Annotated in this window: 9 protein-coding genes and 1 pseudogene; 8 read left to right on the forward strand and 2 right to left on the reverse strand. The window is 72.5% G+C overall.

All coding sequences use genetic code 11. The features are described 5' to 3' along the window. Positions 1–122: 122 nt before the first annotated feature. Complete coding sequence (locus AA75_RS44335; RefSeq protein ID WP_033826254.1) at positions 123–779, forward strand: hypothetical protein; 657 nt, start codon at positions 123–125, stop codon at positions 777–779. Positions 780–825: 46 nt separating this feature from the next. Here the strand turns inward: AA75_RS44335 and AA75_RS44340 are convergent, their stop codons facing one another. Then, complete coding sequence (locus AA75_RS44340; protein WP_082527306.1) at positions 826–1,668, reverse strand: SAM-dependent methyltransferase; 843 nt, start codon at positions 1,666–1,668, stop codon at positions 826–828. 107 nt (positions 1,669–1,775) lie between these two features. Further along, a complete protein-coding gene (locus AA75_RS44345) occupies positions 1,776–2,543 on the reverse strand; it encodes a GntR family transcriptional regulator (protein ID WP_033826269.1) in 768 nt (255 codons plus the stop codon). Between the two features lie 271 nt (positions 2,544–2,814). Between AA75_RS44345 and AA75_RS44350 the strand changes: the two genes are divergently transcribed. The 7 genes and pseudogenes from AA75_RS44350 to AA75_RS44380 all read left to right on the forward strand — a co-directional run. Then, entirely contained in the window at positions 2,815–3,984 is a 1,170-nt protein-coding gene (locus tag AA75_RS44350) for an ABC transporter substrate-binding protein (RefSeq protein WP_033826255.1), read from the forward strand. Between the two features lie 8 nt (positions 3,985–3,992). Next, the gene (locus tag AA75_RS44355; RefSeq protein WP_051814484.1) at positions 3,993–4,952 is read left to right on the forward strand and encodes an ABC transporter permease subunit; all 960 of its coding nucleotides are present in this window, start codon (positions 3,993–3,995) and stop codon (positions 4,950–4,952) included. Then, on the forward strand, positions 4,940–5,779 hold the full coding sequence (locus tag AA75_RS44360; protein WP_149038722.1) for an ABC transporter permease: 840 nt from the start codon (positions 4,940–4,942) through the stop codon (positions 5,777–5,779). The genes AA75_RS44355 and AA75_RS44360 overlap by 13 nt, the downstream gene beginning before the upstream one ends. A 21-nt stretch (positions 5,780–5,800) precedes the next feature. Further along, positions 5,801–6,886 carry an ABC transporter ATP-binding protein gene (locus AA75_RS44365; protein WP_051814486.1) on the forward strand — a complete coding sequence of 362 codons (1,086 nt, stop codon included), beginning with the start codon at positions 5,801–5,803 and terminating at the stop codon, positions 6,884–6,886. Between the two features lie 28 nt (positions 6,887–6,914). Continuing rightward, the gene (locus AA75_RS44370) at positions 6,915–7,592 is read left to right on the forward strand and encodes an HAD family phosphatase (protein WP_033826256.1); all 678 of its coding nucleotides are present in this window, start codon (positions 6,915–6,917) and stop codon (positions 7,590–7,592) included. Continuing rightward, the gene (locus AA75_RS44375) at positions 7,592–7,912 is read left to right on the forward strand and encodes a multidrug efflux SMR transporter (protein ID WP_033826257.1); all 321 of its coding nucleotides are present in this window, start codon (positions 7,592–7,594) and stop codon (positions 7,910–7,912) included. The genes AA75_RS44370 and AA75_RS44375 overlap by 1 nt, the downstream gene beginning before the upstream one ends. Positions 7,913–8,134: 222 nt before the next feature. Next, positions 8,135–9,022, forward strand: a pseudogene (locus AA75_RS44380) (hypothetical protein); the annotation flags it as partial.

A 9,022-nucleotide genomic window follows, 5' to 3' on the forward strand; every position in this document is an offset into this window, starting at 1 on the left:
CGCCCGGAACGGTCCCCCGGCGGCGGCCCGCGTGCCATCCTGGACGCGCGGACATCCACCACAGCTGCCGGGGGAGCGCGGATGACGGGGACCGGACGGCGGAGCGGGCCCGGGGGGCCGGTGTGACCGCCTTCGACGCGGGCTTCCTGGTGGCGGTGAACGCCTTCCTGCTCGCCAACTACGTGGCGGTCCGGATGTGGCCGTCCGGGCTGCGGGCCACCGTGGCGTACCTGCTGCTGCTGAACGTCGCGGTGCTCTGGCTGGTGCACGACGTCGGCTCGGGCTGGGGCCTGCCGGTCACGGCGGCGGTGTCGCTGGTGGCGGCGGTCCTCGCCCTGCGGTCCTCGGTGCGGGAGATGACGGCCCGGATCGCCGTGATCGACGGGCCCGGGTTCGACCGGCTGATCACCGCGGTCGCGGCGGCCGAGGGCCCGCAGGTGCTCGGCCTGTGCGTGGTGCCGACCGGTGCGCTGATGGTCATCGCGATGCCCGACGCCCAGCACCCGGAGGGCCGCAGGTTCGTGCTGCCGCCGGGCGCGGACTGCCACTTCTGCCGGGTGGAGGAGAAGCTCCGGCTGCTGCTCGGCGACGGGAGCGTGCTCGTCACCGAGTACCGCGGGCACCTTCGGGCGGGGCGCAGCCGGCACGCGCTGGTCAGGCGGGCGTCGGCGGCCGAGCCGTGGACCGGGCGGCTGCGCGACCGCGTCCTGTACCGGGCCCCGGCGCCCGGCCGGCGACCGCCCTGCGCAGTGCACGACGCGATCGTGGGGGCCGGTTAGCCGCGACCCCCGGGGGGCGGGCCGGGCCGGCCCGCCCCCGGCGGGGTCACTTCTTGCGGGCGACCGCGCCCCAGTAGTAGGCGGCGGTCGGGTCGGCCGGGGGCTCGCCGTCGGGGCGCCAGGCCATCACCGGGGAGACGCCCGGCTCCAGCAGTTCCCAGCCGTCGAAGAACCGGGTGACCTCCTCGCGGGTGCGCGGCACCAGGGTCATGCCGCCCTGCTGGGCCGCGGCGGCGACGGTGGCCACCGTCTCGGGGTCGAAGTCCTGGGTCGGGTGGGTGAGCGCGATGCAGCTGCCGGACGGGAGGGCGTCGCGCAGTTCGGCGACCTTGCCCCACGGGTCGTCCTGGTCGGCGACCAGCATCAGGACTGCGATCAGCAGCAGGCCGACCGGCTCGTCGAGGTCGAGGGTGCCGGTCAGTTCGGGGTCGGCCAGCAGTTCGGCGGGCTTGCGCAGGTCGGCGTGGATGTAGGTGGTGCGGCTGCCGGGGGCGGAGGACATCAGCGCGCGGGCGTGGGCCAGCACGATCGGGTCGTTGTCGACGTACACCACCCGGGTGCCGGGGCTGACGGCCTCGGCGATGTCGTGGGTGTTGGGGGAGGTGGGGATGCCGGTGCCCAGGTCGAGGAACTGGCGCAGGCCGAGTTCCTGGGCCAGGTAGCGGACGGCGCGGCCCTGGAAGGCGCGGTTCTCCTTGGCCATCTCCCGGATGCTGGGGATGGCCTGCTCGAACGCCTGGCCCATGGCCCGGTCGGGGGCGAAGTTGGTCTTGCCGCCCAGCCAGTAGTCGTAGACCCGGGCGGAGTGCGGTGCGGTGGTGTCGACGCCGAGGCGCTCCCACTCACCCTGGTCCCGCCCGCCGTCGGCGTGTTCCTGACTGGACGTCATCGTCGCATCCCCTCAAGGCAGATCATCACACTGGCCGCAGCAGCCTAGCGGTAACCCCTCGGAAGTCCGGGGCGTCCGGCCGAACGCCCCGCGCGTCGCACGCTCCGTCAGTCGCTCTCCCGGGCGTGCCGCGAGAGCGCGGAGGAGGCCAGCGAGTTGTGGATGCTGAAGGCCACCGTGCCCGGCAGGTAACGGTCCTGGGACCACTCGACGGGGGTGCCGGTGGGGTCGGTGGTCCGCCGCTTCTCGCGCAGCAGCGGGCTGCCGCGGCGGCAGCCGAGCAGCCGGGCGTCGTCGGCGTTGGCCGCGACCACGTCGATGGTGTGGTCGGCGTCGGTGAACAGGATGCCGTGCTCGCGCAGCGGCTCGGTGTGCGAGACCACGTCGGCGGGCAGCTCGGCCACCACCTCGCCGACCCGGGGCGGGTAGACGGTGCGCTCGACCATCACCGGGATGCCGGAAAGGGTGCGCAGCCGCAGGGTCACGTACACCTCGGTGCCGGGCTCCAGGCGCAGGTGCTCGCGCTCGGCGGCGTCCGCGGGCCGGCGGATCAGCGACTCCAGGCGGCCGCCGGGCTCCTCCCCCATCGAGCGGGCCCAGTGGGTGAAGCTGAGCAGCTCCGAGAAGCTCTGTACCCGGGCGGTGCCGAGCACCACCCGGCGGGTACCGCGACGCGACGTGACCAGGCCGTCGGCCCGCAGCATCGCCAGCGCCTGGCGGACGGTGCCGCGGGAGACCCCGTACTGCTCGGCCAGCGCGCCCTCGGCCGGGAGCCGGCCGGCCTCCCCGAAGCTGCCGGAGGTGATCGCTTCCCGCAGGTCGGCGGCCACCTTGCGGTAGAGCGAGCCGGCGGCGCGGTCCTGGTCGAGTGCCATGTCGGTCAAGGTCCCTCCTCGGGCGCTGGCCCGGGCATTGGTGTCGCGCGGGACGCCACCGACTGTAGCCGCTGCGGATCTCCGTGGACGGACGGGATTCGACCGTTCCGGCAGCCGCCCCCTGTTCTGGGCCATCCGTTCACCTTCCCGTCACCGGGCTCGGGCGTACTTACCCCCGTCAGCACAAGTTGGCCAGCCAACTTGGCCCAGCGTCAGCTGACCCCCTGATTCGAAACTCCCCGCCTGTACACCTCATTCAGGAGAACCACCAGTGACCGTGCACCGCCCTCGTGCCGCCGCCCTCGCGGCCGTACTGACCGCCGCCGCACTCTCCCTCTCCGCCTGTGGCTCGGCGGGGACGTCCGCCAAGTCCGGTGACACGGCCGCCGGTGCGAAGAAGGAGGCCAAGGACGCCACGTCGGCCGCCGACTTCGGCGGCATGGACGCCCTGGTCGCCGCCGCCAAGAAGGAGGGCAAGCTGCACGTCATCACGCTGCCCAAGGACTGGGCGAACTACGGCAAGATCATGGACTCGTTCAAGGCCAAGTACGGCATCGAGATCGAGGACGAGAACCCGGACGGCTCCAGCCAGGACGAGATCAACGCGATCACCTCCCGCAAGGGCCAGGACCGCGCCCCCGACGTCGTCGACCTGGGCAGCGCCTTCGCGGTCTCGGCCGCCAAGGACGGCCTGCTCGCCCCCTACAAGGTGGCCAACTTCGACAAGGTGCCGGACACCATGAAGGAGGCCACCGGCCTCACCGTCAACGACTACGGCGGCTACATCTCGATCGGCTGCGACGCCAAGGCCATCCCGGTCTGCCCGAAGACCTTCGCGGACCTGCTGAAGCCGGAGTACAAGGGCAAGGTCGCGCTGAACGGCAACCCGACCAAGTCGGGCTCGGCCTTCGGCGGCGTCTACGCGGCGGCGCTCGCCAACGGCGGCTCGCTGGACAACATCCAGCCCGGCATCGACTTCTTCGCCAAGCTGAAGCAGAGCGGCAACTTCGTGCCGGTCGAGTCGACCCCGGCCACCGTCGAGAAGGGCGAGACCCCGATCTCGATCGACTGGTCCTACCTGAACGCCGGCTACACCGACGAGTTCAAGGGCAAGGGCATCGACTGGCAGGTCGCCGTCCCGTCCGACGGCTCCTACGCCCAGTACTACAACCAGGCGATCAACAAGACCGCCCCGCACCCGGCCGCCGCGCGCCTGTGGCAGGAGTACCTGTTCAGCGCCGAGGGCCAGAACCTCTTCCTCGGCGGCTACGCCACCCCGGCCCTCTTCGACACCCTGAAGAAGGACGGCACCCTCGACGCCACCGCCGCCGCCAAGCTGCCGGCCGTCGAGAAGCCCTTCACCACCTTCCCGACCCAGGACCAGATCACGGCCGCGAAGAAGGTCGTGACCGAGAACTGGACCAAGGCGATCGCGGGCTGATCACAGACATGACCACGGCTCCCACCCCGGTGCCGACCCCGGCCGCCACTGAGAAGCTCAGTGGCGGCCACGGGGTGTCCGGCACCGCTACCCCCGCCCCCGGCTCCCACGCCAAGCGCCGCGCCCCGCGCGGCGGCTCGTGGCTGGCCACCCTGCCCCTGTTCGTGTTCTTCGCGATCGCCTTCGGCCTGCCCGCCGTCGCCATCGCGATCGGCGCCTTCACCGTCTCCAACGACGCGGAGACCGGCGCCGGCACCTTCACCACCGCCAACCTCTCCGACTCGGTCTCCGGCGCCTACTGGACCGCCCTGGTCAGCAGCGTCAAGCTGTCCGCGATCACCGCGCTGATCGGCACCCTGGTCGGGCTGCCGATCGCGCAGGCCGTGGTGACCAGCCGGTTCCGGATGCTGCGCGAGGCGGTCCTGACCGCCTCCGGCGTGCTCGCCAACTTCGGCGGCCTGCCGCTCGCGTTCGCCTTCGTGGCGACCCTCGGCAACGCCGGCGAGCTCACCAAGCTGTTCCACCTCACCGACCACGGCTGGACGCTGTACAGCTTCACCGGCCTGACCGTCGCCTACCTGTACTTCCTGATCCCGCTGATGGTGCTCACCATCACCCCCGCCCTGGACGGCCTGCGGGTCCAGTGGCGCGAGGCGGCCCAGAACAACCGGGCCACCTCCCTGCAGTACTGGCGGCACGTCGCCCTGCCGATCCTGCTGCCCTCGCTGCTCGGCGGCTTCGTGCTGCTGTTCGGCAGCGCGTTCGCGGCGTACGCGACCGCCGCCGCGATGGTCGGCGCCACCGTGCCGCTGATCAGCCGCCAGATCGCGGACGCACTGTCCGGCAACGTCCTGGTCGGGCAGGGCAACCTCGCGCTCGCCCTCAGCCTCGACATGATCATCGTCGCCGTCCTGGTGATGGCGGTCTACCTTCCCCTCCAGCGTCGGAGCGCACGATGGCTCAGCTGACCTCCCGCTCCCCGCTGGCCCGGTTCCAGCCCGGCCGCGCGCTCGTGCTGCTGGTGGCCGCGCTGTACTTCCTGGTCCCGATGGGCGCCTCGATCTGGTTCTCCATCAGCGACAACAACGGCATCGGCTTCCAGGCCTACACCGGCCTGCTCGGCGCCGAGGGCTTCACCGACAGCCTCTGGCTGACCCTGAAGCTGGCGCTGGCCACCGTGCTGGTGCTCCTGCTGCTGCTGGTGCCCGCGATGATCGCCGCCCGGCTCGGCTCGCCCCGGCTGCGCACCGCCCTGGAGATCCTCTGCACCCTGCCGCTGGTGGTGCCCCCGGTGGCGCTCACCGCCGGCATGATCGGCGTGCTGCGCTGGGGCCCGGACTACCTGATGGACACGCCGTTCTTCCAGACCTTCGTGTTCATCCAGCAGCCCGAGTTCCCGATCGTCCTGGTCCTCGCGTACGTGCTGATGGCCCTGCCGCTCGCCTACCGCGCGCTGGACGCCGGACTGCGCTCGGTGGACGTCCGCACCCTGGTCGAGGCGGCCCGCAACTGCGGCGCCAGCTGGCCCCGCTCGGTCTTCACGGTGATCCTGCCGAACCTGCGCGGCGCGCTGCTGAACGCCGGCTTCCTGACCCTCGCCCTGGTGCTCGGCGAGTTCACCGCCGCCTCCATCCTCGGCTACCAGCCCTTCCCGGTCTGGATCTACGCGGTCGGCAACAGCCAGGGCCAGATGTCCGTCGCCGTCTCGGTGCTCAGCCTGCTGATCACCTGGGTCCTGCTGCTCCTGCTGGCCGCCGCCGGCCGCGAGCGCCGCCACAAGCCCGCCCACTCCTGAACCACCAGCGGAGAAACCCCCATGACCACGGTTACCGCCCCCGTTGCCGACGTGCAGCCCGCACCCGGCAGCGCGACCGTCGAATTCCGTTCGCTGCGCCGCTCGTTCGGCGCCACCACCGCGCTGGACGGCCTCAACCTGACCGTCCACCCCGGTGAGCTGCTCGCCCTGCTCGGCCCGTCCGGCTGCGGCAAGACCACCGCGCTGCGGATCCTGGCCGGCTTCGAGCAGCACGACTCCGGCCAGGTCCTGGTCGACGGCGAGGACATCACCAGGATCCCGGCGCACCGCCGCGACGCGGGCATGGTCTTCCAGTCGTACAGCCTCTTCCCGCACCTGACCGCCGCCGACAACGTCGCCTTCGGCCTGCGGATGCGCGGCGCCGGCAAGGCCGAGCGCCGCAAGCGCGCCAAGGAGCTGCTGGAGCTGGTCGGCCTGCCGCAGCACGCCGACCGCTACCCGCACCAGATGTCCGGCGGCCAGCAGCAGCGCATCGCGCTCGCCCGCGCCCTGGCCCTGCAGCCGCGGGTGCTGCTGCTCGACGAGCCGCTGTCCGCGCTCGACGCCAAGGTCCGGCTCAACCTGCGCGAGGAGATCCGCCGCCTCCAGCAGGAACTCGCCATCACCACCCTGTTCGTGACCCACGACCAGGAGGAGGCGCTGTCGATGGCCGACCGGGTCGCCGTCCTGCGGGCCGGCCGCCTGGAGCAGTGCGCCACCCCGTCCGAGCTGTACGCGCGCCCGGCCACCGCCTTCGTCGCCGAGTTCGTCGGCACCATGAGCCGGATCCCGGCCGTCCGGGCCGGCGACGGCGTCGAGGTGCTCGGCCGCCGCCACCCGGTGGACGGCACGGTGCCCGCCGACGGTCAGCTGGACGTCCTGGTGCGCCCGGAGAACGTCACCCTGGTCCCCGCCCTGCACGGCCGCGCCCAGGTGGTCGGCGCGTCCTTCCTGGGCGCGGTCACCCGGCTCACCGTCCGGCTGGCCGACGGCACCGAGGTCAAGGCGGACCTCGCGACCGAGCTCGCCGCCGGCCTGCCGGTAGGCTCCACCGCCGACATCGCCCTGCCGGACCGTCCGGTGCTGGTCGACCGACGCGCCTCCTGATCACCCGATCTCCACCGAAGGTACCGCCATGCCTGCCCGTTCCCATCCCAGCCCCGCCGCCGTCCTGTTCGACATGGACGGCACCCTGGTCGACACCGAACACCTCTGGTGGCAGTGCGCCGCTGAGCTGGCCACCGAACTCGGCCTCACCCTCACCGAGCGCGACCTGCCGGAGGTGCTCGGCCGCGCCGTCGAGCACACCGCCGCCCACCTGCACCGGGCCAGCGGCACCGACCGCGCCGAACAGGAGCTGGTCCAGCTGCTGGACGAGTCCTTCACCGGCAAGGTCGCCGCCCAGGTGACGCCCCGGCCCGGCGCGCTCGACCTGCTGGCCGCGCTGCGGGCCGCCGAGGTGCCCACCGCGCTGGTCTCGGCCTCCCCGCGCCGGGTGGTCGACCTGGTGCTGGACAGCCTCGGCCGCCAGTGGTTCACCGTGACCCTGGCCGCCGAGGACACCGAGCGCACCAAGCCCGACCCGGCCCCCTACCTCGCCGCCGCCGAGCGGCTCGGCCTCGACCCGGCCGTCTGCGTCGCCGTCGAGGACACGCCGACCGGGGTGGCCTCCGCGCACGCGGCCGGCTGCGCGGTCCTGGCGGTGCCCTCCACCGTGCCGATCCCCGCGGCCGACCGGGTCACCCTGCTGGAGAGCCTGACCGAGGCGGACCTCGCGCTGCTCGGGCGGCTCGCCGCGCCCCGGCCCGCCTGATGCCGTACCTGCTGCTCGCCCTGGCGATCGCCAGCGAGGTCTGCGCGACCAGTTGCCTCAAGCTGACCGAGGGCTTCACCCGGCTCTGGCCGAGCATCGGGGTCGGTATCGGCTACGCGCTCTCCTTCCTGCTGCTCGGCCGCGCGCTCAAGCACATCCCGGTCTCGGTCGCGTACGCGGTCTGGTCCGGCGCCGGCACCGCCGCGGTGGCCGGCATAGGCGTCGGCGCGTTCGGCGAATCCCTGGGCCGCGCCCAGTGGTTGGGCATCGCGCTGATCATCATCGGGGTGGTCGTGCTCAACCTGCGCGGCGGCCACTGAGCCGCCCCGTGCCCTGACACCCCCTGACGCCCCGGCGGCCCCCGCCGGGGCGTCAGGCATTCCCCGAACTGCCCCTTCTGTTACCGGCCAGGAGTTCCGGCGCCGCCCGACGACCGGTCACATCCCGTTCATCCTCCGTCCGCCGCACCCCGAGTGAATTGGCCCAGTTGTACAGCCAACTCAACTCAGCCGCCCAGGCCCGGCGCGGCGGACAGGACCCCCGTGGCGACAGGATCCTCCCTCGTCCTCTCCTCACCCACCAGTCCCACCGAAGGCGACAAGCTCACCTTCCACTGGACCACCGATGCTCCGGACGCGAAGAACTGGGTGGGCATCTACGACGGCACCCGGCTGCCCGGCACCGGCTCCTCGCTGCTGTGGAAGTACACCCCGGACGCCTCCGGTGACCTCCAGCTCGACACCTCCGCGCTCACCGGCGGCCCCTACACCGCGTACCTGCTGGCCAAGGACGGGTACGGGATCCTCGCCCAGAGCGCGCCCTTCAGCTTCAAGCCCAAGCCCGCCGCGCCCCGCTCGCACGCCGCCGTCGACGCGCTGACCACCACCGCCGTGGCGCCCGCCACCGCGTTCAGCTTCAAGCTGGGCGGGCTGTGGATGCGCCCCTCCGGTACGCCGGTCTTCCGCAAGATCAGCGGTGACTCCTGGCTGTCGGTGGCCGCCGACGGCACGGTGAGCGGCACCTCGCCGAACACCGCGCCGGTCAAGCCCGCCGTGCTGACCGTCGGGGTGAAGGACCCCGCGGGCAACACCGACACCATCACCGTCCAGGTACCGGTCAACACCAAGAAGGTCATCCTCAAGACCGCCAGCTGGAACCTCTGCAAGGCCGGTGCGGGATTCGAGGACGCGCTGGAGAAGCAGCTGCGGGTGATCCTCACCCAGAACCTGGACCTCGTGGCGCTCCAGGAGACCGCCGGCACCGCCGCCACCACCCTGGCCACCGCGCTCGGCTGGTACGTGTACCAGAGCGCGGGGAGCGTCGGCATCGTCAGCCGCTACCCGCTCGGTGAGATCACCGCAGCCACCGCGGAGCTGCCGGCCGCCGGCGTCACCGTGCAGCTGCCGGGCAACCGCAGCATCCGGTTCTGG

The organism is Kitasatospora sp. MBT63 (assembly GCF_000710465.2).
Taxonomy (GTDB): Bacteria; Actinomycetota; Actinomycetes; order Streptomycetales; family Streptomycetaceae; genus Kitasatospora.

Excerpts from the sequence above, each read along its gene's own strand:
- AA75_RS44360 (WP_149038722.1), top strand. The coding sequence starts at position 4,940 with ATGGCTCAGCTGACCTCCCGCTCCCCGCTGGCCCGGTTCCAGCCCGGC.
- AA75_RS44340 (WP_082527306.1), bottom strand. The coding sequence starts at position 1,668 with ATGACGTCCAGTCAGGAACACGCCGACGGCGGGCGGGACCAGGGTGAG.
- AA75_RS44355 (WP_051814484.1), top strand. The coding sequence starts at position 3,993 with ATGACCACGGCTCCCACCCCGGTGCCGACCCCGGCCGCCACTGAGAAG.
- AA75_RS44370 (WP_033826256.1), top strand. The coding sequence starts at position 6,915 with ATGCCTGCCCGTTCCCATCCCAGCCCCGCCGCCGTCCTGTTCGACATG.
- AA75_RS44375 (WP_033826257.1), top strand. The coding sequence starts at position 7,592 with ATGCCGTACCTGCTGCTCGCCCTGGCGATCGCCAGCGAGGTCTGCGCG.
- AA75_RS44345 (WP_033826269.1), bottom strand. The coding sequence starts at position 2,543 with ATGGCACTCGACCAGGACCGCGCCGCCGGCTCGCTCTACCGCAAGGTG.
- AA75_RS44365 (WP_051814486.1), top strand. The coding sequence starts at position 5,801 with ATGACCACGGTTACCGCCCCCGTTGCCGACGTGCAGCCCGCACCCGGC.